This window comes from Rhizobium sp. 10N427 (genome assembly GCF_056394605.1).
This window is the reverse complement of the sequence record NZ_JBFTID010000005.1, coordinates 139,380-164,337: the sequence shown is the minus strand read 5'-3', so window position 1 is coordinate 164,337 and position 24,958 is coordinate 139,380. Positions and strand designations below refer to the sequence as shown.

Below are 24,958 nucleotides of genomic sequence, written 5' to 3'. Positions count from 1 at the left end.
CCTCCCCCGCCCTGCCCGGCCTATTTCTTCTTGTAGGGAGCCATGCCCATGCGCGCCAATTCGTCGGCGCGTTCGTTTTCCGGGTGGCCGGCATGGCCCTTGACCCAGTGCCACTTGACCTTGTGGCGCTGGTTGGCGGCATCGAGTGCCTGCCACAGCTCGCCATTCTTCACCGGTTTCTTGTCGGCGGTCTTCCAGCCGTTCTTCTTCCAACCGAAGATCCACTTGGAGATGCCGTCCATGACGTATTTGCTGTCGGTGTGGAGATCGACTTCGCAGGCGCTGTTGAGCGCCGAAAGCGCCGAGATCGCCGCCAGCAACTCCATACGGTTGTTGGTGGTCTCGGCTTCGCCGCCCGACAGTTCCTTCTCGACCTCGCCATAGCGCAGGATCGCGCCCCAGCCGCCGGGGCCGGGATTACCGGAGCAGGCGCCATCGGTGAAGATATCGACGTGTTTCATGCGGAAAGCCCGTATTCTGCGGCCGTTTTGATCTGGCGGTGAAAGCGCAGCTTGCGCAGATATTCAAGCGGATCCTTCTTGGTGACCATGGCGCCCTCGGGCGTCGTCAACCAATCGTAGAGGCGGGTCAGGAAGAAGCGCAGCGCCGAGCCGCGCGACAGGATCGGCAGGGCGGCGCGTTCAGCTTCGCCGAGCGGCCGCACACTCTGGTATCCATCGAGGAATGCCGTCCCCTTGGTGATGTTGTAGGCGCCGTCCTTTTCGAAGCACCAGGCGTTCAGGCCGATCGAAATATCGTAGGCAAGCAGATCGTTGCAGGCGAAATAGAAGTCGATGACGCCCGACAAGGTATCGCCGAGGAAGAAGACGTTGTCGGGGAAGAGATCTGCATGAATGATGCCTGACGGCAGCTCTTTCGGCCAATTGGCCGACAGGAAATCCATCTCGCCGCGCACCTCGTCCGACAGCCCCTTCTCGACCTCGTCGGCGCGCGCTTCCGACTTGTCCCAGAGAACCTTCCAGCCATCGATCGACAACGCATTCGGGCGCTTCAACTCGAAGCCCTCGCCGGCAATGTGCATCTGCGCCAGGGCCTTGCCGACCTCGCGGCAGTGCCTGGCTTCCGGCTTGCGCAGCCACATGCCTTCGAGGAAGGAGATGAGCGCCGCCGGGCGTTCCGACAGATGGCCGAGCAGCGCGCCATCCTTGCGCGGCAATGGCAGCGGGCAGGACAGGCCGCGGGCGGAGAGATGCTGCATCAGCCCGAGGAAGAACGGCAGATCGTTCTTTTCGACACGCTTCTCATAGAGCGTCAGGATCAACGGATCCTTCGTGGTGTGTAGCAGGAAATTCGAATTCTCGACGCCCTCGGCGATCCCCTTGTAGGAGAGCAGCTCGCCAGCATCATATTCCGTCAGGAACCACTTCAGATCGTCTTCGGAGATGTCGGTGTAAACGGCCAAGGTGGGGTCTCACGTTACAGGCGCTGCGGATGGGCGGTCTTGCATTGAGTCTCGACGGCCCTGCAAGGCCCCTCATTCCTGTGCTTGTCACAGGAATCCAGCCACGGCGCGTCTGCGCCGTGAATAAAGCGATACACCTGCGCTAATCAAGAGTCTTTCGCACCCAAGGACTTCGGCGCACTGGATTCCTGTGACAAGCACAGGAATGAGGGAGCGCTTTGCTCAACCATTCACAAACGCCATATCCGCCGACGTCAGCTCGATATTGCGCAGCTCGCGATTGACGAGGAAATGTTCGTTTTCCTGTACCGTTTCGGCAAGCTCGACCTGCGCATCGAAACGGGCGCGGAAGGCCTCGATGATTTCGTTGACGATGACTTCGGGGGCCGAAGCGCCTGCGGAGAGGCCGAGCGTCGAGATGTGGCCGATGTCGTCCCAGTTGAGCTCGGAGGCGCGCTGCACGAGGATCGATTTCTTCGCCCCTGCCCTCAGCGCCACTTCGACAAGCCGCTTGGAGTTGGAGGAATTCGGGGCGCCGACGATGATGAAGAGGTCGCAGCCGGGTGCCGCCTGCTTCACCACTTCCTGGCGGTTGGTCGTGGCATAGCAGATCGAATCTGCAGCAGGTGCAGTCAGGTTCGGGAAGCGCTGCTGGAGCCTGGCGATGACGCCGGCGGTATCGTCGACCGACAGCGTCGTCTGCGTCACATAGCCGAGATTATCGGGATCGGCGGGCTCGTAGGTATCGGCGTCCTCGACGGTCTCGATCAGCGAGACCGAGCCCTCGGGCAGCTGGCCCATGGTGCCGATGACCTCGGGGTGCCCGGCATGGCCTATCAGGACGACATGGCGGCCGAGGCGGTTGTGGCGCATCGCCTGCTTGTGGACCTTGGAGACCAGCGGACATGTGGCATCGAGATAGAAGAGGTTGCGGCTGTTGGCATCTTCAGGGACCGATTTCGGAACGCCATGCGCGGAGAACACCACCGGCTGGGCGCGATGCTCTTCCGGGATCTCGTTCAGCTCCTCGACGAAGACGGCGCCCTTGGCTTCCAGGCCCTCGACGACATAGCGGTTATGAACGATCTCGTGGCGGACATAGACGGGCGCGCCGTAGGATTTCAGCGCCAGAACGACGATCTGGATGGCACGGTCGACGCCGGCGCAGAAGCCGCGCGGCCCGCAAAGCCTGATCGTCAGAGGAGGTTTCGCTGCTATGTTCATCTTGCGTCCGGTATCCATCGTCTCGGGTGTCTAGCCCAATATAGGAAGGAATTGAAGCGATACTATTGCGCCGGTGCGTTGCTGCTGCGCTTGCGGAACCAGGAAACGCCGACGATGCCGACGAGCACTGCCGCCAGACCATACCAAGTGAAGGCATATTCGAGGTGGTTGTTCGGCAGGTCGATTTCGGTGACGCCGCCGATCGGCATGCCCTTCGGGTTCGGCGTCGAGTCCGCATCAACGAAGAAGGGCACGACTTTCGAGGGATCGAAGCCGTCGCTCGACGTCATCGCATCGATGTCCTTCCAGTAGAAGACATTCTTGACGGGATCATTCTCGGGCACGACCCAGGAGGGCTTGCCGGGTAGGCGATTGCGGGCAAGGCCGGTGACGGTCTGCTGGCCGGTCAGCTGGCCCTGCATACGCATCTCCGGCTCCTTGTTCTCATAGGGAACGAAGCCGCGATTGACGAAGAGGTAGCGCCCGTCGGCCAATTCCAGCGGGGTATAGACGTAGAAGCCGGTCTGGCCGCGCCAGGTGGCGAAGAAGTGCCGTTCCTTGTTGTTGACGTAGCGGCCGGTGACGGTGACCGGACGGTATTCGATATCGGTGCCACCGGCGTGCATCGCTTCGATGGCGGAGAGCTCGACGGGGGCCGAGGTGCGGCGCGACGCGATATCGGCGAGAAGGCCTTCCTTCCAGTGCAGGCGCTCGACCTGCCAGGTGCCGAGCGAAATCAGGATGGCGAGCGCAATCAGCACCACGATGCCGGTGAAAACAGGCAGCTTGCGGCGCGGGGCCGGAATGTTCATGTCAGTCACTCAGGCGTCCTTCGCGGGCATTGTGGCGGTATTGCATGGCGATCAGGATGCCCTTGCACCAGCGCAGGGTCAGCAGCGACAGGATGATCGTCAGCGGGCCGAAGAGCAGGATATGCAGCCAGATCGGCGGCGAATAGTTGACCTCCAGCCAGAGCACCGAGCCGATGACGATGAAGCCGACAATGAGGATGACGAAGACAGCCGGGCCATCGCCCGAATCAGCAAATGCATAATCCAGCCCGCAGGCGGCGCATCGCGGCTTCAGCGACAGCATGCCATCGAACAGCTTGCCGTTGCCGCAGCGCGGGCAGCAGCCCTTGATGCCGGTCTTCACCGGATCGACCGGTGGAAAAAGAGCTGTGTCTTCTTTCATACCCATTCCCGATAGCGGCGATCTCACCTAAAGCCGCCTTAACTCTCCCATAGAGTATCCGCAGGACGAAGGGAAATACCTGCGCGATTTCGCCTCAGCGATTCGCGCCAAACAGAAGAAGAAGACGCATGGACAACGACAACACCGCCGCGCAGATCGTCATTTTGAACGGTGCGCCGCGCAGCGGCAAAACTACGATCGCGAGGGCGATCCAGCAGCAATTCGACGGCCCCTGGATGAATCTCGGGGTCGACGGCTACAATGCGATGACGCCGGCCGAGTATCTGCCGGGCATCGGCCTCAGGCCCGGGGGCGAGCGTCCCGATCTCGAGGAGCTGGTGCCGTTTTTCTATGCGGCGCTCTACGAATCGATCGCCATCCATGCCGGGCTCGGGCTCAATGTCGTGGCTGATCTCGGCCATCACGACGCCTACTCGCAGCCGCTCGGCATCCTGGCCGATTGCGCCAGGCGTCTCGAAGGCTTTCCGGTGCTGTTCGTCGGCGTGCGCTGTCCGCTCGACGTCATCATGAAGCGGCGGGAGATCGACGAGCCCGGCCGCGAAGAACTCTATGCCAAGGCAACGGCCGAAACAGCGGTTCCGGAAGCGGTGCGCCGCTGGCAGGACGAGGTCCACAAGCCCGGCATCTACGATCTCGAGCTCGATACCTCTGTGCTGACGCCCTATGAGTGCGCCGAGGCGATCCGTCATCAGCTCGATATCGGCATTCCCGAACCTTCCGCCTTCGAGCGGATCGCCGGGCTGCGATAGAGCAAAGGAAAAGGCGGGCGCCAGTGGCACCCGCCTTTTCAATATCAGCCTTGGACCGGATCAGCCGTGGGCAACCGGTGCGCCCCATCCACCCCAGATGTAGATGGAGAAGAACAGGAACAGCCAGACGACGTCGACGAAGTGCCAGTACCAGGCCGCAGCCTCGAAGCCGAAATGCTGCTTCGGCGTGAAGTCGCCGCGGATGGCGCGGATCAGGCAGACGATCAGGAAGATCGTGCCGACCAGAACGTGGAAGCCGTGGAAGCCGGTCGCCATGAAGAAGGTCGCGCCGTAGATCGATGCCTTGAAGGCGAACGGAGCGTGGGCGTATTCGTAGGCCTGGACGCAGGAGAACAGGATGCCGAGCAGAACGGTAAGCGTCAGGCCCTGGATGAGGCCCTTGCGGTCATTGTGCAGCAGCGCGTGGTGCGCCCAGGTAACCGTGGTGCCCGAGAGAAGCAGGATGACGGTGTTGTAGATCGGCAAGTGCCAAGGATCGAGAACCTCGATGCCCTTCGGCGGCCATACGCCACCGGTAAAGGCGAGGCGCGAAGCCTGAATGGCTTCATGCGGATAGAGGCTGGCGTCGAAATAGGCCCAGAACCAGGCAACGAAGAACATCACTTCGGAAGCGATGAACATGATCATGCCGTAGCGAAGGTGCAGCGAGACGACGCGGGTATGCGCGCCCTCGTGGGCTTCCTTCACGGTATCGGCCCACCAGCCGTACATGACGTAGAGGATCAGCGCGAGACCGATGAAGAACAGCCACGGATGCGCCCATTCGATACCGAAAAGGTGCAGCGATCCGCCATTGATGTAGCGCATGAATCCGACGCCACCAAAGGTGATGATGAACGCGCCGATCGAGGCGAGCAGCGGCCACGGGCTCGGATCAATAATATGGTAGTCGTGGTTTTTCTGATGCGCGTCGGCCATCTTGTATCCCCGGATCTCTTCCTCGCTCGTTCCCGGCATAGCCGGAAACGGACCTCAATCAAAGTTTCTTTTCAACCTTCTCCGCTCCACCCTCATTCGAAGCCACCGGCTTCGGTCCCTCTTTCGGGTAGAACGTATAGGATAGCGTGACCGTGTGAATGTCTTTCGACTCCACGGCCTTGGTAATTTCCGGATCGATGTAGAACACCACCGGCATTTCAAGCTTTTCGCCCGGCTTCAGGTCCGTCTCGGTGAAGCAGAAGCACTGGACCTTGTTGAAATAGGCCCCGGCTTCGCCCGGCGTGACGTTGAACACCGCCTGGCCGCGCTGGGTCTCGTTCGAGCGGTTCTCGGCGACGAAATTGACCTGGATCGTCTCGCCGATGCGCGGGTTGACTTCGCGCTGCACCGGCTTGAATTCCCAGAACAGGCCGGGAGCGACATTGGCATCGAAGGTGACGCGCATCTTGCGGTCGAGGATCACGGTCGAGGCCTGCTCGACGCGCTGCGTCGTGCCATTGTAGCCGGTGATCTGGCAGAACATGCGGTAGAGCGGAACGGCGGCATAGCTCATCGCGCCCATGCCGACGACGAAGCTCAGGCACATCATAACGACGGCACCGTTGTTGCGGCCCTTCTTCGTCGGCGCGTCCACGGTTTCGCTCATTCGCTCAGCCTCCGTGTCCGGTGAACTTGACGATGGTGATCGCATAGAACAGCACGCAAAGACCTGCCAGCACGAGGCCAAGCGCAACGTTGCGATTGCGGCGCGACTTGCGCTGCGCTTCGGTCAATTTGACGGTTTCGATCAAATCAAACCTCCTGCGTGGAACACCAGGATAGAGGCCACGCGATCGAACATGAGAGCAGAGAAGATGGCAAACAGATAGAAGATCGAGAACGCGAACAGCTTCTTTGCCGGGATCATCTTCAGATCGCCATCCGGCATCCGCCAGACGGCGATGGAACAGCTTATGAAGATTGCGCCGAGCAGCGTCGCGACGAGGCCGTAGCCGAAGCTGGCAAAGCCGAGCAAGGACGGTACGACGCCGCAGACGGCCGTCAGCACCGCATAGGCAACGATCTGATGCTTGGTGGTTCGCTCGCCTGAGACGTTCGGCAGCATCGGCACGCCGACGGACTCGTAGTCGTGCATCTTAAAGAGCGCGAGAGCCCAGAAATGCGCCGGCGTCCACAGGAAGATGATCAGGAAGAGAACGGTGCTTTCGATGGTGACCGAATTGGTCACGCAGGCCCAGCCGATCATCGGCGGGAAGGCGCCTGCCGCGCCGCCGATGACGATGTTCTGCGGCGTCGAGCGCTTCAGCCACATCGTATAAACGACGGCATAGAAGAAAATGGTGAAGGCCAGGATCCCGGCCGAGAGCCAGTTGACGGCGAGACCGAGGATGGTGACCGAGAAGCCCGAGAGCACGAGGCCGAAAGCCAGTGCTTCACGCGGCTGGATGCGGCCGGCCGGGATCGGGCGCTGCGCGGTACGGGTCATGACGGCGTCGATATCGGCGTCATACCACATGTTCAGCGCACCCGACGCGCCTGCGCCGACAGCAATGCAAAGGATCGAGATGAGGCCGAGGATCGGATTGATATGTCCGGGCGCCAGCACGAGGCCGGCAAAGGCCGTGAAAACCACCAGCGACATGACGCGGGGCTTCAGAAGCTCGAAATAATCGCGTGCGCCTGCTTCCGACAGGCGAAAGTCGCCTTCGTTTGCAAGTGCCTCGTGATTGTCGATGACCGTCATTATTCCGTCCTGCTTACCTTAAGGCCGGACGCCGCATCTTGGTGCGGCGTCCGGTATTCCAGCATCTTACTTGATGCGCGGAAGCTGTTCCCACTGGTGGTACGGCGGCGGCGAAGGCAGCTGCCATTCGAGCGTCGTTGCACCCTCACCCCACGGATTGTCGCCAGCCAGGCGCTTCTTGGCGAAAGCTTCGAAGACACCGAAGAGGAAGATCAGAACCGCGAAGGCCGAGATGTAGGAGCCGATGGAGGACACGTAGTTCCAGCCGGCGAATGCATCCGGATAGTCGATGTAGCGGCGCGGCATGCCGGCGAGGCCGAGGAAATGCTGCGGGAAGAACACCAGGTTGACGCCGATGAACATGACCCAGAAGTGCAGGTTGCCGATCCACTCGCTGTACATGTAGCCCGACATCTTCGGGAACCAGTAGTACCAGGCAGCGAAGATGGCGAACACGGCGCCGAGCGACAGAACGTAGTGGAAGTGAGCCACGACGTAATAGGTGTCATGCAGCGAGCGGTCGAGACCGGCATTTGCCAGCTGAACGCCGGTGACGCCACCGACCGTGAACAGGAAGATGAAGCCGATTGCCCAGATCATCGGCGTGCGGAAGCTGATCGAGCCGCCCCACATCGTTGCGATCCAGGAGAAGATCTTCACGCCCGTCGGAACGGCGATGACCATCGTTGCGAAGACGAAGTAGCGCTGCGCATCGAGCGACAGACCGACCGTGTACATGTGGTGCGCCCAGACGACGAAGCCGACGGCACCGATGGCGACCATGGCGTAAGCCATGCCGAGGTAACCGAAAACCGGCTTCTTCGAGAAGGTCGAGATGATGTGGCTGACGATGCCGAAGCCCGGCAGAATCAGGATGTACACTTCCGGGTGACCGAAGAACCAGAACAGGTGCTGGTAGAGGATCGGGTCGCCGCCGCCTTCAGGCGCGAAGAAGGACGTGCCGAAGTTGCGGTCGGTGAGCAGCATGGTGATGCCGCCTGCCAGAACCGGCAGCGAGAGCAGCAGCAGGAAGGCGGTGATCAGAACGGCCCAGGCGAAAAGCGGCATCTTGTGCAGCGTCATGCCCGGAGCGCGCATGTTCAGGATCGTGGTGATGAAGTTGATCGCACCAAGGATCGACGACGCACCGGCGATATGCAGCGAGAAGATCGCCAGATCGACGGCCGGGCCAGGCTGGCCTGCGGTTGCGAGCGGCGGATACATCGTCCAGCCGCCACCAGCGCCGTAAGCACCGGCCGGGCCTTCGACGAACATCGACAGCACGAGCAGCAGGAAGGCCGGAACGATCAGCCAGAAGGAGATGTTGTTCAGACGCGGGAACGCCATATCAGGCGCACCGATCATGATCGGCACCATCCAGTTGGCGAAGCCGCCGATCATCGCCGGCATGACCATGAAGAAGATCATGATCAGGGCGTGAGCGGTGGTGAAGACGTTGAACATATGCTTGGCGCCGTCGATCGCGGCGTCGCCTTCGAAGCCGTAAACCATCGAGGCCAGACCGTGGAAGATCTGGATGCCAGGCTCCTGAAGCTCCATGCGCATGGCAACGGAGAGCGCGCCGCCGATGATGCCGGCGAAGATCGCGAAGATCAGGTAGAGCGTGCCGATGTCCTTGTGGTTCGTCGAGAAGAACCAGCGATTGACGAAGCTCGGCGTATGCGAGTGATTGTGATGGTCGTCATGTGCATGTGCGTCATGGCCATGCTGATCATGAGAATGATCGTGAGCGGAAGGTCCAGCCATTGTCCCGAGTCCCTTCTAGATTACTGAGCGTTTTCGGCGACATCGACGGTCTTCGGACCATCGGTTGCTGCCATGAGGCTTTTGTAGGCCCCGGGAAGATCGGAAGCGGCGGCCGTCAGCCACTGCTTGTACTTGTCTTCGGAAACGACACGGATCGCGATCGGCATGAACGCATGGTCCTTGCCGCAGAGCTCGGAACACTGGCCGTAGAACAGGCCTTCGCGCTCGGTCTTGAACCAGGTTTCATTGAGGCGGCCCGGAACAGCATCGATCTTGACGCCGAAGGACGGCATCGCGAAAGCGTGGATGACGTCGGTCGGAGCGGCGGTCACCAGAACGCGGACGGTCTTGCCGACAGGCAGGACGACTTCGTTGTCGACAGCGAGCAGGCGCGGATAGGTGGAGAGGTCGGTCTTGCCGGCAGCGGCACGATCCGGATCCTTCAGCAGGTAGGAATCGAAGGCCAGCGGATTGTCGCCAGTGCCTTCATATTCGTAATTCCACTGCCACTGGGTCGCGGTTGCCTTCAGCGTCACATCCGGATTTTCCGGCAGCGTCAGCTGGGCGGTCAGAAGGTTGAACGACGGAACAGCGAGGAAGAGAAGGATCAGAACCGGCCCCACGGTCCAGATGACTTCAATAACCGTGTTGTGGCTGGTCTTCGACGGCACCGGATTGGCGCTCGCACGGAACTTCCAACAGACAACGATGAGCAGGATCAGAACGAAGAGCGTGATCGGTACGATGAACCACAGCGTATATTGTTCGAACCAGCGGATTTCCCGCATAATCGGCGTCGCCGCCGGCTGCAGCGTTGCCTGCCACGGCATCGGCTGATCGGCATATGTGCCGGAAGCAAAAAGCAGACAGACCAGCGCGGTCAGAGCTGCATAAGCCTTCTTAATCACCTTAGTATCTCCCTCGAGCGCTTGACCTGCCATAAATCGAACGCAGAATCCTTGCCATCTTCTGCGCTTCAAACCACAGTTTGCCATGGACCGCAACTGGCCAAAGCAATTGTCTATGCGGCATTTTTGCGTAACGACAAATTCGCAAGCAGGCACAAAACATTACCGCCGATTTGCACCATCATACGGAAAAGCCTTACGCGGGCCAATCCAAAGCCCGAACATTCTTGCCGAAAGGTCCTATTTCTGCCGTAGTCCCCCGGTTTTCACGGGGCAGGTCTTTTCATTTTCGGCGACGGCCTTCAACAATACCGTCACCGATTCGAATCCAGAGGTTTTTATGGGTTTCCGTTCCCTTGCGCGGTCGCTTGCCGTGACCACCATACTTGCAGCAGCAGCGGCCACCCCCGTCTTCGCGCAGCAGCAGCCGGCCGCCAAGCCGCCTGCACAGGCCGAACCCGCGCCCCCGGCACCCGGACAGCAGCAGGCCGTTCCCGGCCAGAGCCAGCCGCAGGCACCGGGCACGGTGAAATCCAACCACGGCGCCTGGTCCGTCGTCTGCGACAAGCCGGCCGGCGCTTCGGCCGAGCAGTGCGCGCTGATGCAGAACGTGATCGCCGAAGACCGGCCGGAGGTCGGGCTTTCGGTCGTCGTACTGAAGACCGCCGACCGCAAGTCGAAGATCCTGCGCGTGCTGGCGCCTCTCGGCGTGCTGCTGCCGAACGGCCTCGGCCTCAATGTCGACGGCAAGGATATCGGCCGCGCCTATTTCGTCCGTTGCTTCGCCGATGGCTGCTACGCCGAAGTCGTGCTCGAGGACGAGCTGCTCAAGACCTTCCGCAGCGGCACCAGCGCCACCTTCATCGTCTTCCAGACGCCGGAAGAAGGCATCGGCATTCCTGTCGATCTGAAGGGCTTTGCCGAAGGCTACGACGCGCTTCCCTGATAAGGGCCTGATTGGGGCTTGCTCGAACACCCGTCCGGACCTACATCGGCTTGAAGCATTGCAGCTTTGAAGCGGAGCATACCATCATGAATACCGACCTCCTGACGCTCTTCGATGCCGACGAAGCGACGATGCGCAAGCTCGTGGCCGAAGCGCTTTCCGGCTCCGATGACGGCGAGCTCTACATCGAGCATGCGCAGGCGGAATCGCTGATGTTCGACAACGGCCGCCTCAAGGGCGGCAGCTTCAATACCGAGCAGGGTTTCGGCCTGCGCGCCGTGGCTGGCGAAGCGGTCGGTTATGCTCATGCCGGCGACCTCTCGGTTTCGGCGCTGAAGCGCGCCGCCGATGCCGTCGGCGCCGTTACCCGCGGCTATTCCGGCAGCTACGCCGCTGCCCCCCAGGGCACCAACAAGAAATTCTACAACGACGAGAACCCGATCGGCTCGCCCTCCTTCGAAGAGAAGGTGAAGGTGCTGACCGATATCGACGCCTATCTGCGCGGCAAGAACGACAAGGTGCGGCAGGTGACGGCTTCGGTTGCCGCCAGCTGGCAGGTCGTCGATATCCTGCGTGCCGACGGCCACCGCGTCCGCGACATCCGGCCGATGACCCGCATCAACATCTCGGTCATGGTGGGTGACGGCGACCGGCAGGAGAGCGGCTCCTACGGATCCGGCGGGCGCATCGGCTTTGGCGATTTCATCACCGAGGGCAGCTGGCAGACGGGCGCCGACGAGGCGCTGCGCCAGGCGCTGGTCAATCTCGAAGCCATCGAAGCGCCTGCAGGCACGATGGACGTGGTGCTCGGCTCCGGCTGGCCCGGCGTCATGCTGCATGAGGCTGTCGGCCACGGGCTGGAAGGCGATTTCAACAGGAAGAAGACCTCGGCCTTTGCCGGCCTGCTCGGCCAGATGGTCGCCGCTCCCGGTGTGACCGTCGTCGATGACGGCACGATCGACAACCGCCGTGGCTCGATCACCATCGACGACGAGGGTACGCCTTCGGCCTATAACGTGCTGATCGAGAACGGCAAGCTGGTCGGCTACATGCAGGACCGGCAGAATGCACGGCTGATGGGCATGAAGGCGACTGGCAACGGGCGCCGCCAGGGCTATGCCCATGTGCCGATGCCGCGCATGACCAACACCTATATGCTCGGCGGCGACAAGACGCCTGAGGAGATCATTTCCTCGGTCAAGAAGGGCATCTATGCCGTTTCCTTCGGCGGCGGCCAGGTGGATATCACTTCGGGCAAGTTCGTTTTCGGCTGCACCGAAGCCTACCTGATCGAAAACGGCAAGATCGGCGCGCCGATCAAGGGCGCGATGCTGATCGGCAACGGCCCTGACGCGATGAAGCGCATCTCCATGGTCGGCAACGACATGAAGCTCGATACCGGCATCGGCAATTGCGGCAAGGCCGGACAATGGGTGCCCGTCGGCGTCGGCCAGCCGCACCTGCGCATGGACCAGGTTACCGTTGGCGGTACGCAAACCTAACAACCTCAGGAGACGGCGATGAGCGAGATCCTGATACGGCCCTTTGCCATCGCCGACATCGACGGCGTCTTCTCGGTGATCCTGCCGATCCAGCGGGATGAATTCGGCATCGCCATCACCGCCGACGACCAGCCGGATCTGGCGGTGATCCGCGACTTCTACCAGGCCCGTAAGGGGCAGTTCTGGGTCGCCGAACTCGACGGAACGATCGTCGGGACGCTCGGCCTCAAGGATATCGGCAATAACCAGACGGCGTTGCGCAAGATGTTCGTGGCGGCCCATGTACGCGGCCGCGAGCACAATGTCGCCGTCCGCCTGCTCGACGCGCTCCTTGCGCATGCCGGGGAGCATGAGATCACCGATATCTTCCTCGGCACCACTGACCGGTTCCTTGCCGCCCACCGGTTCTACGAAAAGAACGGGTTCAGCGAGATCAGCCGGAACGACCTCCCCCGCGCCTTCCCTGTCATGGGCGTCGACAGCAAGTTCTACCGGCGGGCACTCGGCAAGTAACCCCGCGCATTCACGGCCTAAACAGCCATTTCCGCTCGACGGAGGGTGCGAGGTCGATGCCGTTGTGGTGGGCAAAGAGGAGGATGTGGCCGAGGAGATCGGCGGTCTCGTCGGCGAGGTCCTGCTTCATCTCGGCGGATGTCCGGCCCTTGGCGCGTCCCCTCCCCGTCAGGCGGTTCCAGGCCTGGGTGAGTTCACCCATCTCTTCCTGAAGCTTGAGCAGAAACCAGTCGGGATCGCGCTCCACGCCGTTTGCCGCGGCATAGGCCTTTGAGGCCGCCTCGAATTTCTCGGCAAGATCTGACAGCATTTCGTTCTCCTTCCGTACTCATGAAGGAGAGCCGTGATTCCTGGCTGTTGTCCAGTCCGGATCAGCCGTTACCGCCGACCATCACGCAGTCATAGGAGCGCTTCTTCAGGGCATCGCAGGCAGCGGCGGCAGCATCGCGGCTGCCGAAACCGGTAAAGCGGGCGCGGTAGACGGCGCTCGCGCCGGAGCCGACGGCTTCTGTCAGCGGCGAGGCGGATTTCAGTGCCGCGCCGCCTTCGGTCTTGGCCTGCGCCAGAAGAGCCTGTGCGGCCTCGGCGCTTGGCGCCGCGGAGATCTGGATCTGCCAGCCGCTGGCCGATGCCTGCAGCTTGCCGCCCTTGCCCATCTTGTCGAGAGCGGCCGGGCGGTCGAGTGGAACGGTGGTGCCGCTGTAGCCGAGTGCGAAGGGGATTGCCTCGGCATCGCCCTGGGCGCGCGGTGCGTTCACCGGAACCGGCAGATCGCCGTCATCCGCAGCGGAAGCGACTTCAACGGGCGCTGCCGGCTGCGGCTTGCTGCCGGCACTGGCAACCAGCTTGGCACCACCCGATGCGCGGTCGAGATACTTGTCGAGCAGTGCTGCCATCTGGGCATCGCGGCTGCGGGCCGTGCGGCCGCCGAGAACGACGCCGACGACGCGGCGGTTGCCATCGCGCACGGCGCTGACGAGATTGAAGCCGGAGGCATTGGTATAGCCGGTCTTGATGCCGTCCATGCCTTCGTAGCGGTACATGAGATTGTTGTGGCCGCGGATCGTCTTGCCGCGGAAATTGAAGGAGGCCACCGAGAAGAGCTGGTATTCCTTGGGGAAATTGCGGATCAGCGCCACGCCGAGGGTCGACATGTCGCGGGCCGTCGTTACCTGACGGGCGTCGGGAAGGCCGGAGGCGTTGTAGAAGGTGGTGCGGCTCATGCCGAGCTGCCGGGCCTTCTGCGTCATCATCCGGGCAAAGTTGCTTTCCGAACCGCCAAGCTTCTCGCCCATGGCAGCGGCAGCGTCGTTGGCCGACTTGACGATCATGCCATAGACCGCTTCGCGCACGGTGATCGTGCCGCCGGGGCGAACGCCGAGTTTCGTCGGCGGGCGGCTCGCGGCATATTTGGACATGACGATCTGGCTATCCCAGCTGAGCTTGCCGCGATTGATCGCTTCGAAGGCGAGATAGAGGGTCATCATCTTGGTTAGCGATGCCGGATGATTCAGCACGTCGGCATTTTCAGAGGCTAGGACCTTGCCGGTGCGGGCATCGAGGATGAAAGAGGCGTTGCCGGCGATCGCCGCAACGGGTGCCGAAAAGGCAAGCGTCGCAGTCAAGAGTGTGGCCAACAGCCTGTTCATGGATTTCCCCTCTAGGTGCCACGCGCGCGCAGCATTGCCAAAATGTGTCCCGTTCTGTGACAGAAGCCCGCACTTTGGCGCGACTTTGAGGCAACGAACACTGGTTCTCTGAGTTTTTTCCACCCGTGGTGAAGGAAACGTAAAGATTTCAGTCCGAAAAGCAATCTTCAGCAAGGTTTAACACCAGAATTGGTAGGGTCTGGACCTTTCACGGAGCTGACATGCAGGGATTGTGGAAAAAAAGGGCGAAAAAGGCCGCCATCACCGCCGGCCTTGAAGCGGCGCATCTGATCAGCGCTACGCGGCTGATGCGCGGCGCGCGCGGCCGTGGCGCAATCTTCACCCTGCACCATGTCCGCCCTTACGAGGTGCATGACTTCGAACCCAATGCGCATCTCGAAATTACGCCGGAATTCCTCGATGCGGCGCTGTCGCGGCTGACGAAGGACGGATATCGCTTCGTTGCGCTTTCGGACGTCCCTGCCCTGCTCTCTGCGCCGGCAGGCGATGCGCCGTTTGCCGCCTTCACACTCGACGACGGTTATCGCAACAATCTCGTCCACGCCTATCCGATTTTCGAAAGGCACGAGGCGCCGTTCACGATCTTCGTGGCCAAGGGGCTGACCGAGCGCACGCACAGTATCTGGTGGGAAACGCTGACGCTGCTGTTGCGCCGCGCCGATCTGCTGCATTTCGATTTCGGCAGCGGCGATGAGATACTCAAGCTCGAAAATCCGGCAGATCAATACGCGGCATTCGCGAGATTTGCCACCTTTCTCCATAGCACTGACGAAACGGCGACAATCGCGCGGCTCGACGCGCTGGCGCGGCAGCACGAGATCGATCCGCTCGGCATCGTCGACGATCTGGTGATGGGCGAGGCCGAGCTCAATCTGCTGGAAGCGAGCCCCCTCGCCTCGCTCGGCGCGCACACGATCAGCCACCGGGCGCTCGCCCGGCTGCCGGAAGCCGACGCCCGCGAGGAGATGCTGATTTCGGCCGATCACGTAGAAGTGGTCACCGGCCATCGGCCCGTGACGATCGCTTTTCCTTACGGCACCCGGGAGGCGGCGACGCAACGCGAGGCGGCAATCGCCGCCGGCCTCGGCTTCACGGTGTCCGTGACAACGCAGCCCGGCGTTATAGAGACCGGGCTATCCGGCGGCACCCATTACCTGCCGCGTCTATCGCTGAACGGCCTCTACCAGAAGCCGCGCTACGTCACGGCGCTGGCCTCAGGCATTCCCCTGAAACTGATGGGGAAATAAGAGGTTACGGATACATCCGGACCTTTTCCCAATCGCCCTCGGGCTCTGCACGGCGAAACTCGATGCGGTCGTGGAGACGGAAATTCTGGTCTTTCCAGAACTCGATGCTGACAGGCTTGATGCGGAAACCGGACCAATAGGACGGGCGGGGAATTTCACCGATCGCATAGCGGGCGGTATATTCGGCAACCGACTTCTCGAGTGCGAAGCGGCTTTCGAGCGGACGGGACTGTTTCGAGGCCCAGGCACCGATGCGGCTGCCGCGGGCGCGCGATTTAAAATAGACGTCGGCCTCTTCGTCGGTTACGACTTCCACCGGACCACGCAAACGCACCTGGCGGCGCAGCGTCTTCCAATGGAAGCACATCGCCGCCTTTTGCTGTCCCAAGATTTCGCGACCTTTCTGGCTCTCGAAATTGGTGTAGAACACGAAGCCTGCGGTATCGAATCCCTTCAGGAGGACCATGCGGACATTGGGAAGACCAGCCTCATCGACGGTTGCCAGCGCGACGGCATTGGGATCGTTGACCTCCGAAGCCTCGGCTTCCTTCAGCCATTCCGCGAAAAGCTTGAATGGTTCGCCGCGTTCGGTAAAGTCACTGCTTGTTAACTCATTTGCCGACATATTAGCTCAAATGCCCCGGGTTATCAGGTTAAATGCCCAGCTATTCACGACTGGACAGGACACAGGGTGGAAGTCATAGCAAAGTCAACTCACCATACAAAGGGCTTCCTGCGCCGCAGTGGTTCGCTCCTTCTCATCGGCATGGCGATACTCTCGCTGTCAGGCTGCATGACCGGTGGTTTTGACTTCCTCAGCGATTCCAAGGTCGACCGCTCCGTCTCGACCGGTACCGTGCCGCAGAATCCGCCGAGCACCGATACGCTTTCAGACGAAATGACCGTGCGCAACGCCGTGACCTCTGCCGATGTCGGCAAGGTCGGCGCGCAGCCGCTGGCCTGGGCCAATGCCTCGACCGGCAGTGCGGGCGTGATCGACACGATCGTCGAGAACAACGATTCCGGCCAGGTCTGCCGGCAGTTCCGCACCACCCGTCATTCCTATGACGGCATCGCCAAGTTCATGGGCAAGACCTGCCTGGTCGGCGGCGGCAACTGGCAGCTTCTGAGCTTCCAGCCGGAAGGCTGAAACTTTTCCACAGGAATGCTTAATGCGCGCGGCGGCGGCATGACAATGCTTAGCAGAACGATAACCATTTGCCGCGAAAGCCACCGACACCGGCGGCGAAAATAACAAGTGATTAGCAACTCTCCCGCACGATCCAGCCCATAAGCGCGAGGTCCGGTTGAACCGGATGGCGCGCAAAGAGTTGTTATTGGGCTTTCGGCTGCCAAAGGGTGGCAGCCGGATCGGACACCGGCGGATTACTATGCGCGATCCATATAAGGTTTTGGGCGTCCAGAGGGACGCAGGAGCTGACGAAATCAAGGCTGCTTGGCGCAATATGGCCAAGGCGGTCCATCCTGACCACAATCAGAGCGACCCGAACGCCACGGCGCGTTTCGCCGAGGTCGGCCGCGCCTATGAGACGCTGAAGGATCCGAAGAAGCGCAGCCTCTTCGACACGGCTGCGCGCATGGCGGCGGCAAAGGTCAGCGGCGAAACCATCATGCAGCAGCGCCAGGCCGCACATGAAGCGGCTATCCGTGCCAAACAGGCGCAGGAGAATGCCGAGCGCGTGATGGAAGAGCTGGCGCGCGCCAACGCCCAGAAAGCGGCGAAAGCAGCGGCGGAGGAAGCGCAGAAGCAGAAGGCAGCAGGCTCCGAAAGTGCAGAAGACGTCGTCGAGCGCATCTTCGGCGCGAACGCGCAGGCCAAGACTGCGGGCGCCGGCGCGACGGGCCAGGCCCAGCAGCAGGCACAATCGCAGGCAAAGGCAAAACCTGCCGAACCCGAGGCTGCCAAGAGCGAGCCGGACGCGGCCAAGCCGGATGGCGACAATGCCGACGCGAATGCCGCTGCAGCAGCAGCCAACATATTGCAGCCTTTCAGCATTCTGACATCGCTGGTGCGCCGGTTCACCGGCGCTGCCCCGGCACCCGAAAAGGCGCCGGACCAGTTTGCCCAGGCGACGGTGACGATCGAAGACATCCTGAAAGGCAACCGTATCACCGTTCCGCTGGGCGAAGCCCAGGAGGCGAGCTTCACGCTTTCCTCAGGGACAACAGACGGCCAGCAGGTCCGCCTTAAGGGACAGGGGCTGAAACTGCCGAACATGCAGCGCGGCGACGCCGTGATCAGCGTGCGCATCGCATCCGACCCGAAGTTTACCGTGCACGGCTATGACCTGCACACCGTTCTGCCGCTGACCATCGAGAACGCCGTGCTGGGCACGGAAGCCGAGATCGATGGTCCCGACGGCAAAGTCCGGGTCAGCGTTCCGGCCTGGTCCGGTTCGGACAAATCGATCCGCGTCCAAAACCAGGGACTGCCTGACGGCAACGGCGCAAAGGGCGATCTCGTCGTCGAGTTGCGCATTATTCTGTGGGAAAAACCGGACGATAAGGTCACCGACCTGATGAGAAGCATGCGCGAAGGGCTTTTCCTGTGAAATTTTCGTGACAAGAGCACCCTTTGTTACGATCCCTAACAGTTGATGATTGCTCGCAATCTTGAACCGATTAGCTGCCTATGCCATAGGCACGTTTGAATTGGTTCATTAGGGGGCAAAATATGGCTCAAGCAACAGGCCTCATGTCAGGCAAGCGCGGCGTCATCATGGGCGTTGCGAACAATCGCTCGATCGCGTGGGGCATTGCGAAGGCCATTCATGCACAGGGTGGCGAAATCGCCTTTACCTATCAGGGCGAAGCGCTGAAGAAGCGCGTCGAGCCGCTGGCTGCCGAACTCGGCGGCGTTCTGGCCGGCCACTGTGATGTCTCCGACGAATCCACCATCGATGAAGTCTTCGCCAATGTCGAAAAGATGTGGGGCAAGATCGACTTCGTCGTTCACGCCATCGGCTTCTCCGACAAGGACGAGCTGACCGGCCGCTATGTCGATACCTCTGCCGACAATTTCAACAAGACGATGCAGATCTCCGTCTTCTCCTTCACCTCGGTCGCACGCCGCGCCGAGAAGCTGATGACGGATGGCGGTTCGCTGCTCACCCTCACCTACTACGGTGCCGAGAAGGTGATGCCGAACTATAACGTCATGGGCGTTGCCAAGGCCGCTCTCGAAGCCAGCGTCAAGTATCTGGCCGTCGACCTCGGACCGAAGAACATCCGCGTCAACGCGATCTCCGCAGGCCCGATCAAGACGCTCGCTGCCTCCGGCATCGGCGACTTCCGCTACATCCTGAAGTGGAACGAGTACAACGCGCCGCTGCGCCGCACGGTCACCATCGAGGAAGTCGGCGACGTCGGCCTCTACATGCTGTCCGACTTGTCGCGCTCGGTCACCGGTGAAGTTCACCACGCCGACAGCGGCTACCATGTCATCGGCATGAAGGCTGTGGACGCGCCGGATATTTCGGTTATCAAGGACTGACCGAACTCCAAGAAACGGGACATGCCGTGCTTATCTATGTGGTCCGACACGGCCAGACCGATTGGAATGCCGAACGCCGTCTCCAGGGACAGAAGGACATTCCGCTGAACCCCATCGGCCGCGAACAAGCGCGGCTGAACGGCATTGATCTCGCAGAGATTCTGAAGGTTGAAGGCATTGCCTTCGACTTCGTCGCCAGCCCCCTCACCCGCACCCGCCAGACGATGGAAATCATCCGCGAGGCCATGGGCGTCGATCCCAAGGCCTACCGCACCGACGAACGGCTGGTCGAGGTTTCCTTCGGCGATTGGGAAGGCTCGACGATCAAGGAATTGAAGGCGACTCAGCGTGAGCGCGTCACCGAGCGCAACCTCAACAAATGGGATTTCATTCCGCCCGGCGACGACGCCGAGAGCTACGAGATCATGTCGTGGCGGATTGCGTCCTGGCTAAATTCCGTTGATAAACCAACAGTTTGCGTGACGCATGGCGGCGTCATTCGCAGTCTTTTCAAGATGATTGCCGATGTGCCGAAGCACGAAGCCGCCGAAGGCGACATTCCGCAGGACCGGATCTTGAAGATCGACAGGGCGGAACGGCTGATCGGCTGGATCTGATCCCGGTTACTGGACGATATCGAGGTCGTTGATGACGCGCTTGCCGTCGACCTCAGTATAGAAGATCACGACCTTCACGCCAGCCTTCAGACCATCGAAATTGAATTCTTCCGGCGCCTGATAGGTCTTGCCGTCGTCGAGCGTCAGGCTGAGATTGGCCGTATCGACCTTCTTGATTGTCGCTTCGACGTCGGCGCTTTCAGCAAAACCGCTGATCGGCGACAGGAAACTGGCGGTGGCCAACAGCGTGGCAACAAAAAAACGCATCGCGGCGACCCTCTTCACACTCGACTCAAAAATCTTATGGAACACAGATAACCCTCTGAATATGGCAAAAATTGCCCGGAACAATGGCTTTCGCCGCCCAATTGATGAATAGCATTTTAACAATAATCAGCAGCAGCGATTAACCATTATCCCCGGGTTCTTTTGGCATCCGAAATATAAAATTGCAGGAAATCGTAAATTAACAAGTTCCTCTTACAGTTGCCGTTAAACAAGGGAGACTGATTTTGCTTTTCCGGCTGGGCGGCAACAGGCAACTGCGGCGAATTTTCAAGAATACATGGCTTTCGCTGCTGGTCTCCGGCTTTGTAGCGTTCATGATCGTTGCTGTCGGCATCACTCTTGATCGCGCCAATACTGCCGCGCATCTGCGCGAGCTGCAGATCCGCACGGAAAACGAGACTAATCTGATTCGCGCCCGCATGGCTGCACAGATCAACATGGACATCACCATCGTCCGTGACCTCTCGAACATGATTTCGCTGAGCGCCCGCACGAATGCCGAAGAGATGGAGCGGCAGATCAACTGGCTGCTGATCCAGAACCCGCATTTCATCAATGTCGCCGTCGCCCCCGGCTTTATCGTCAGCAACGTCTACCCGCCGCAGTCCAACAAGTCGCGGATCGGCAAGGATGTGCGCGAAGTGCTTTCTAGCATGCAATCGGTCGCCCGCAATACCGGCGACCAGCAGGCGCGCTTCTACGGCCCGATCAAGACATCCGAAGGCAAGGATGCGTTTGCGATCTTCTTCCCGATCTTCGTCAAGGAAGATGGGCAGCGGAAGATCTGGGGCGCTGTCGAGGTCACCATCGACCGCGACATGTTCTATGAGAACACCGGCCTGAAGCCGGCGCGAAACAGCGAAAACCAGGAGCGCTATCCGCATCTCGATCACCTGGCGATCGCGGTGCGCGATCTTGGGACGGCAGCGGCCGATTCGGCAGCGCCCTTCTTCGGCGACACCGATGTTTTCGACAAGCAGCCGCTGCGCCGCAAGATCGCCTTTGCAGGCGGACGCTGGGAGCTGTCGGCCGTGCCGATGACCGGCTGGGAGGAAGCGCCGCCGAACCAGTCGCAGCTCAGGGTGATCATCATCACCGCCGGCTGCGTGATCATCATCCCGATCTTCTTCGCAACCCTGCTGCTCGGCGAGCGCAACCGCAACATCTCGCAGCTGGAACGCCGCGAGGTGAAGCTGCTCGAGCTTTCGCAGCGCCTAAATCTGGCGCTCGATTCCTCCAATATCGGCATCTGGGAACTCGAGGACGGCGGCCACAGTCTCTATTGGGACGGCCGCGCTTCGGCGCTGCACGGCGAAGGGACCGGCGAAGGAAGCCACCCTCTGGAAAGCTGGCTGTCGAAGATCGCGGCCGAAGACCGGCCGATCGCCGAGGCGCATTTCTTCAATTGCAGCGTGGCGGGCACCTCCTGCACCGCGCAGTACCGCATCTTCCTCGCAGACGGCACGGTCCGCCATCTGCGCTCAGTCGGCTCGTTCTATACCGACGCCGGCGGTGTTGGCCGGACGATCGGCATCGTCGCCGACGTAACCGCCGATGCGGAAGCGGCCGATACGCTGCGCCGGGCAAAGAACACCAGCGACATCAAGAATGCCGAGCTGGAACTGGCGCTCGACGAGATCTCGCGGCGCGAAGCCGAGCTGACCGAAGTGTCCGGCAAGCTGGATCTGGCGCTCGACGCCTATCAGTGCGGCGTCTGGGATGCCACGGTCGGTAACCAGGGTTCGCTCTGGGACGAGCGCATGCACGAACTCTACGGCCTGGCTCCGCGCAACGGCTTCGTCACCGAAGATCTCTGGCTCTCCTGCATCCATCCGGACGATCGCGCGGCCGCGGTCGAGGCGTCGCGCTTCTTCAACCAGCCGGGCGATACGCATACGCTGATTTGCCGCGTCCCCTGCCCCGATGGCGGCGTTCGCTATGTCCGGTCCACCGGCAAGGTACACCAGACACCCTCGGGCGCCACCAAGGTCATTGGCGTTGCCTTCGACGTCACCGAGGACGCGCTGCTGACGGCCGAGCTCAAGGCCGCTAAGGACGAGGCGGTTGCCAAGAATATCGAGCTTGAACTTGCCAAGAACCGCATCGAGCATAATTCGCTGCATGACCCGCTGACCGGCCTCGCCAACCGCCGCAAGATTGATATCGCGCTGGAAAGCCTGACGATCGACGCGCGCTCGCAGCGCCAGAAATTCGCGATCCTGCATATCGACCTCGACCGCTTCAAAGAAATCAACGACACGCTCGGCCACGCCGCCGGCGATGCGATGCTGGTGCATGCTTCCAAGGTGCTGTCGAAGAATGTGCGCGGCAGCGATCTCGTGGCGCGCATCGGCGGCGACGAGTTCGTGATCCTGGCGCATGACGTCAGCGACGTCGACATGGCCGAGCTTGCAGGCCGCGTCATCGAGGAAATGCGCCAGCCGATCGACTTCCAGGGCTTCTCGTGCCGCTGCGGCGTATCGATCGGCATCGCGCTTGCCAACGGCATCCATGTCGATGCGCGCAAGATGCTGATCAATGCCGATATCGCGCTCTACCGCGCCAAGAGCTTGGGCCGGAACCGCTACGAGTTCTTCAATCAGAACCTCCAGGCCGACATCATCAACAACAAGCGCACGGCCGACGAGATCCTGGCCGGTATCGACAACAACGAGTTCACCGCCTGGTATCAGCCGCAGTTCTGCGCCCGCTCGATGAAGCTGACCGGCGTCGAAGCGCTGGTGCGCTGGCACCATCCGACCCGCGGCGTGCTGACGCCGGACAAGTTCCTGCGGATTGCCGACGAGATCAACGTGGTGCAGACGCTTGACAGCATCGTTCTGGAAACCGCGCTGAAGGACAAGATGCGCTGGGCGGCCCATGGTCTCCTCGTGCCGCAGGTCTCGGTCAACGTCTCGGCGCGGCGCCTGCATGACGGCAGCCTCTTCGAGTCGCTCAGCCATCTGCATATCCGCCCGGGCGAACTCTCCTTCGAGCTGGTGGAATCGATCTTCCTCGACGAAAGCGAAGACGTCGCCGCCCAGAACCTCGACCGGATCAAGGCGCTCGGCATCGACATCGAGATCGACGATTTCGGCACCGGTCACACTTCGATCGTCTCGCTGCTGAAACTGAAGCCGAAGCGGCTGAAGATCGACCGCCAACTGGTGCAGCCGATCCTCCACTCCTCGCAGGAACGCACGCTGGTTCGCTCAATCATCGACATCGCCCGCTCGCTTGGCGTCGAGACGGTGGCCGAAGGCGTCGAGAGCATCGACCATGCCGACATGCTGCGCGATCTCGGCTGCGATATCCTGCAGGGCTATGCCTTCTCGCGGCCGCTCGCCTTCGAAGACTTCACGCAGGCTGCACTCGGCACCGCCTGGCGCCTCGCGTCGTAAGCCCATCGTTTCCAAATTGCAGAAACATCATTCTCAGATTGCGCCGCTTTTCGGCAAAGAAAGGCGTTTGCCCGCTTTGCTTTTTGGCCTATGAGTGACCGCGAATTTCTGGAAGTCTGGCGCTGCCGGCGACGGCCTAGGCGGCGCCCATTGGTCGGTAACACATGTCGCACAACACATTCGGTCATCTTTTCCGCGTCACGACCTGGGGCGAAAGCCACGGTCCGGCACTCGGCTGCGTCGTCGATGGCACGCCACCCGGCCTGCGCTTCAAGCTCGAGGACATTCAGGTCTGGCTCGACAAGCGCAAACCCGGCCAGTCGCGGTTCGTGACGCAACGCCGCGAGGACGATCTGGTCAAGGTTCTCTCTGGCGTGATGCTGGATGCCGATGGCGAGACGATGATCACCACGGGCACGCCGATCTCGATGCTGATCGAGAACACCGACCAGCGCTCTAAAGACTACGGCGAGATCGCCCGCCAATACCGGCCGGGCCATGCCGACTATACCTATGACGTGAAATACGGGATCCGCGACTATCGCGGCGGCGGGCGCTCCTCGGCACGCGAGACTGCGGCCCGTGTGGCCGCCGGCGGCATTGCCCGCCTCGTCGTGCCGGAGATGAAGGTGCGTGCTGCGCTGATCCAGATCGGCAAGCACAAGATCAACCGTCAGAACTGGGATTGGGCTCAGGTCGATCAGAACCCGTTCTTTGCGCCCGATGCCGCTATCGTTCCCGTCTGGGAAGAGTATCTCGATGGTATCCGCAAGAGCGGCTCATCCGTCGGTGCGGTGGTAGAGGTCATTGCCGAAGGCGTTCCGGCCGGTCTCGGCGCACCGATTTATGCCAAGCTCGACCAGGACATCGCCTCGCTGCTGATGTCGATCAATGCCGTCAAGGGCGTCGAGATCGGCAACGGCTTCGGTGCGGCCGAAATCACCGGCGAGGAGAATGCCGACGAGATGCGGATGGGCAATGACGGCAATCCGCTGTTCCTCTCCAACCACGCAGGCGGCATCCTGGGCGGCATTTCCACTGGCCAGCCTGTCATCGCCCGCTTCGCCATCAAGCCGACTTCCTCGATCCTGACCGAGCGCCAGTCGATCGATGCCGATGGCAAGAATGTCGATATCCGCACCAAGGGCCGTCACGACCCCTGCGTCGGCATCCGCGCCGTGCCGATCGGCGAGGCGATGGTTGCCTGCGCCATTGCAGATCATTACCTCCGCGACCGCGGCCAGACCGGCCGGCTGAAATAGGAATTGCT

At 61.2% G+C, this 24,958-nt stretch carries 26 protein-coding genes; 11 read left to right on the top strand and 15 right to left on the bottom strand.

What is annotated here, in order from left to right:
• Nucleotides 1–20: 20 nt before the first annotated feature.
• The 5 genes from rnhA to AC1DIJ_RS12845 all read right to left on the bottom strand — a co-directional run bounded on the left by rnhA (nucleotide 21) and on the right by AC1DIJ_RS12845 (nucleotide 3,841).
• Nucleotides 21–461 carry a ribonuclease HI gene (gene rnhA, locus AC1DIJ_RS12865; protein ID WP_112386446.1) on the bottom strand — a complete coding sequence of 147 codons (441 nt, stop codon included), beginning with the start codon at nucleotides 459–461 and terminating at the stop codon, nucleotides 21–23.
• Nucleotides 458–1,423 (bottom strand): homoserine kinase, encoded by a 966-nt coding sequence (locus tag AC1DIJ_RS12860; protein WP_112386447.1) that lies wholly within the window; start codon nucleotides 1,421–1,423, stop codon nucleotides 458–460. Before AC1DIJ_RS12860 ends, rnhA begins: the two co-directional genes overlap by 4 nt.
• Nucleotides 1,424–1,645: 222 nt before the next feature.
• Entirely contained in the window at nucleotides 1,646–2,647 is a 1,002-nt protein-coding gene (ispH, locus tag AC1DIJ_RS12855; RefSeq protein ID WP_112386516.1) for a 4-hydroxy-3-methylbut-2-enyl diphosphate reductase, read from the bottom strand.
• Between the two features lie 62 nt (nucleotides 2,648–2,709).
• The gene (locus tag AC1DIJ_RS12850) at nucleotides 2,710–3,459 is read right to left on the bottom strand and encodes an SURF1 family protein (RefSeq protein ID WP_477831435.1); all 750 of its coding nucleotides are present in this window, start codon (nucleotides 3,457–3,459) and stop codon (nucleotides 2,710–2,712) included.
• 1 nt (nucleotide 3,460) lies between these two features.
• Nucleotides 3,461–3,841, bottom strand: coding sequence for a DUF983 domain-containing protein (locus tag AC1DIJ_RS12845; RefSeq protein WP_112386517.1), 381 nt, complete (start codon nucleotides 3,839–3,841; stop codon nucleotides 3,461–3,463).
• Between the two features lie 128 nt (nucleotides 3,842–3,969).
• On the opposite strand from AC1DIJ_RS12845, the gene AC1DIJ_RS12840 reads away from it, so the two are divergent.
• The gene (locus AC1DIJ_RS12840; RefSeq protein ID WP_112386449.1) at nucleotides 3,970–4,611 is read left to right on the top strand and encodes a chloramphenicol phosphotransferase CPT family protein; all 642 of its coding nucleotides are present in this window, start codon (nucleotides 3,970–3,972) and stop codon (nucleotides 4,609–4,611) included.
• A gap of 60 nt (nucleotides 4,612–4,671) precedes the next feature.
• Here AC1DIJ_RS12840 and AC1DIJ_RS12835 read toward each other — a convergent pair whose 3' ends face one another.
• From AC1DIJ_RS12835 to coxB, 6 genes are all read right to left on the bottom strand, one after another.
• Nucleotides 4,672–5,550: a cytochrome c oxidase subunit 3 gene (locus tag AC1DIJ_RS12835; protein WP_112386518.1), complete on the bottom strand. Its 879-nt coding sequence runs from the start codon at nucleotides 5,548–5,550 to the stop codon at nucleotides 4,672–4,674.
• Between the two features lie 58 nt (nucleotides 5,551–5,608).
• Nucleotides 5,609–6,217 (bottom strand): cytochrome c oxidase assembly protein, encoded by a 609-nt coding sequence (locus AC1DIJ_RS12830; RefSeq protein WP_112386450.1) that lies wholly within the window; start codon nucleotides 6,215–6,217, stop codon nucleotides 5,609–5,611.
• Between the two features lie 4 nt (nucleotides 6,218–6,221).
• Nucleotides 6,222–6,362 (bottom strand): hypothetical protein, encoded by a 141-nt coding sequence (locus AC1DIJ_RS12825; protein WP_162698648.1) that lies wholly within the window; start codon nucleotides 6,360–6,362, stop codon nucleotides 6,222–6,224.
• Nucleotides 6,359–7,315 carry a heme o synthase gene (locus AC1DIJ_RS12820; protein WP_112386451.1) on the bottom strand — a complete coding sequence of 319 codons (957 nt, stop codon included), beginning with the start codon at nucleotides 7,313–7,315 and terminating at the stop codon, nucleotides 6,359–6,361. Before AC1DIJ_RS12820 ends, AC1DIJ_RS12825 begins: the two co-directional genes overlap by 4 nt.
• Nucleotides 7,316–7,381: 66 nt before the next feature.
• The gene (gene ctaD, locus AC1DIJ_RS12815; RefSeq protein ID WP_112386452.1) at nucleotides 7,382–9,082 is read right to left on the bottom strand and encodes a cytochrome c oxidase subunit I; all 1,701 of its coding nucleotides are present in this window, start codon (nucleotides 9,080–9,082) and stop codon (nucleotides 7,382–7,384) included.
• Nucleotides 9,083–9,102: 20 nt separating this feature from the next.
• Nucleotides 9,103–9,990 (bottom strand): cytochrome c oxidase subunit II, encoded by an 888-nt coding sequence (coxB, locus tag AC1DIJ_RS12810; protein ID WP_112386453.1) that lies wholly within the window; start codon nucleotides 9,988–9,990, stop codon nucleotides 9,103–9,105.
• Nucleotides 9,991–10,330: 340 nt separating this feature from the next.
• Between coxB and AC1DIJ_RS12805 the strand changes: the two genes are divergently transcribed.
• From AC1DIJ_RS12805 to AC1DIJ_RS12795, 3 genes are all read left to right on the top strand, one after another.
• The gene (locus AC1DIJ_RS12805; protein WP_112386454.1) at nucleotides 10,331–10,936 is read left to right on the top strand and encodes an invasion associated locus B family protein; all 606 of its coding nucleotides are present in this window, start codon (nucleotides 10,331–10,333) and stop codon (nucleotides 10,934–10,936) included.
• Nucleotides 10,937–11,022: 86 nt separating this feature from the next.
• Nucleotides 11,023–12,438: a metalloprotease TldD gene (gene tldD / locus AC1DIJ_RS12800; RefSeq protein WP_112386455.1), complete on the top strand. Its 1,416-nt coding sequence runs from the start codon at nucleotides 11,023–11,025 to the stop codon at nucleotides 12,436–12,438.
• 18 nt (nucleotides 12,439–12,456) lie between these two features.
• Nucleotides 12,457–12,951, top strand: a complete 495-nt coding sequence (locus tag AC1DIJ_RS12795; RefSeq protein ID WP_112386456.1) for a GNAT family N-acetyltransferase — start codon at nucleotides 12,457–12,459, stop codon at nucleotides 12,949–12,951.
• 10 nt (nucleotides 12,952–12,961) lie between these two features.
• Here the strand turns inward: AC1DIJ_RS12795 and AC1DIJ_RS12790 are convergent, their stop codons facing one another.
• Both AC1DIJ_RS12790 and AC1DIJ_RS12785 read right to left on the bottom strand, forming a co-directional pair.
• Entirely contained in the window at nucleotides 12,962–13,261 is a 300-nt protein-coding gene (locus AC1DIJ_RS12790) for a pyrophosphohydrolase domain-containing protein (RefSeq protein WP_112386457.1), read from the bottom strand.
• 61 nt (nucleotides 13,262–13,322) lie between these two features.
• Nucleotides 13,323–14,600, bottom strand: a complete 1,278-nt coding sequence (locus AC1DIJ_RS12785) for a D-alanyl-D-alanine carboxypeptidase family protein (protein WP_112386458.1) — start codon at nucleotides 14,598–14,600, stop codon at nucleotides 13,323–13,325.
• Between the two features lie 221 nt (nucleotides 14,601–14,821).
• On the opposite strand from AC1DIJ_RS12785, the gene AC1DIJ_RS12780 reads away from it, so the two are divergent.
• Nucleotides 14,822–15,868 carry a polysaccharide deacetylase family protein gene (locus tag AC1DIJ_RS12780; RefSeq protein ID WP_112386459.1) on the top strand — a complete coding sequence of 349 codons (1,047 nt, stop codon included), beginning with the start codon at nucleotides 14,822–14,824 and terminating at the stop codon, nucleotides 15,866–15,868.
• 4 nt (nucleotides 15,869–15,872) lie between these two features.
• Here the strand turns inward: AC1DIJ_RS12780 and pdxH are convergent, their stop codons facing one another.
• On the bottom strand, nucleotides 15,873–16,493 hold the full coding sequence (gene pdxH, locus AC1DIJ_RS12775; protein ID WP_112386460.1) for a pyridoxamine 5'-phosphate oxidase: 621 nt from the start codon (nucleotides 16,491–16,493) through the stop codon (nucleotides 15,873–15,875).
• Nucleotides 16,494–16,559: 66 nt separating this feature from the next.
• Here pdxH and AC1DIJ_RS12770 point away from each other — a divergent pair, with 66 nt between their 5' ends.
• From AC1DIJ_RS12770 to AC1DIJ_RS12755, 4 genes are all read left to right on the top strand, one after another.
• The gene (locus tag AC1DIJ_RS12770; RefSeq protein WP_112386461.1) at nucleotides 16,560–17,018 is read left to right on the top strand and encodes an RT0821/Lpp0805 family surface protein; all 459 of its coding nucleotides are present in this window, start codon (nucleotides 16,560–16,562) and stop codon (nucleotides 17,016–17,018) included.
• 241 nt (nucleotides 17,019–17,259) lie between these two features.
• Nucleotides 17,260–18,441: a J domain-containing protein gene (locus AC1DIJ_RS12765; protein WP_112386462.1), complete on the top strand. Its 1,182-nt coding sequence runs from the start codon at nucleotides 17,260–17,262 to the stop codon at nucleotides 18,439–18,441.
• A 122-nt stretch (nucleotides 18,442–18,563) separates the two neighbouring features.
• Nucleotides 18,564–19,382, top strand: coding sequence for an enoyl-ACP reductase FabI (fabI, locus tag AC1DIJ_RS12760; RefSeq protein ID WP_112386463.1), 819 nt, complete (start codon nucleotides 18,564–18,566; stop codon nucleotides 19,380–19,382).
• A gap of 26 nt (nucleotides 19,383–19,408) precedes the next feature.
• A complete protein-coding gene (locus AC1DIJ_RS12755) occupies nucleotides 19,409–19,999 on the top strand; it encodes a histidine phosphatase family protein (protein ID WP_112386464.1) in 591 nt (196 codons plus the stop codon).
• Between the two features lie 6 nt (nucleotides 20,000–20,005).
• Here the strand turns inward: AC1DIJ_RS12755 and AC1DIJ_RS12750 are convergent, their stop codons facing one another.
• Nucleotides 20,006–20,266 (bottom strand): DUF1344 domain-containing protein, encoded by a 261-nt coding sequence (locus AC1DIJ_RS12750; RefSeq protein WP_112386465.1) that lies wholly within the window; start codon nucleotides 20,264–20,266, stop codon nucleotides 20,006–20,008.
• A 245-nt stretch (nucleotides 20,267–20,511) separates the two neighbouring features.
• Here AC1DIJ_RS12750 and AC1DIJ_RS12745 point away from each other — a divergent pair, with 245 nt between their 5' ends.
• Both AC1DIJ_RS12745 and aroC read left to right on the top strand, forming a co-directional pair.
• On the top strand, nucleotides 20,512–23,688 hold the full coding sequence (locus AC1DIJ_RS12745) for an EAL domain-containing protein (RefSeq protein WP_112386466.1): 3,177 nt from the start codon (nucleotides 20,512–20,514) through the stop codon (nucleotides 23,686–23,688).
• A gap of 164 nt (nucleotides 23,689–23,852) precedes the next feature.
• Nucleotides 23,853–24,950 carry a chorismate synthase gene (gene aroC / locus AC1DIJ_RS12740; RefSeq protein ID WP_112386467.1) on the top strand — a complete coding sequence of 366 codons (1,098 nt, stop codon included), beginning with the start codon at nucleotides 23,853–23,855 and terminating at the stop codon, nucleotides 24,948–24,950.
• The last annotated feature ends 8 nt before the right edge of the window (nucleotides 24,951–24,958 follow it).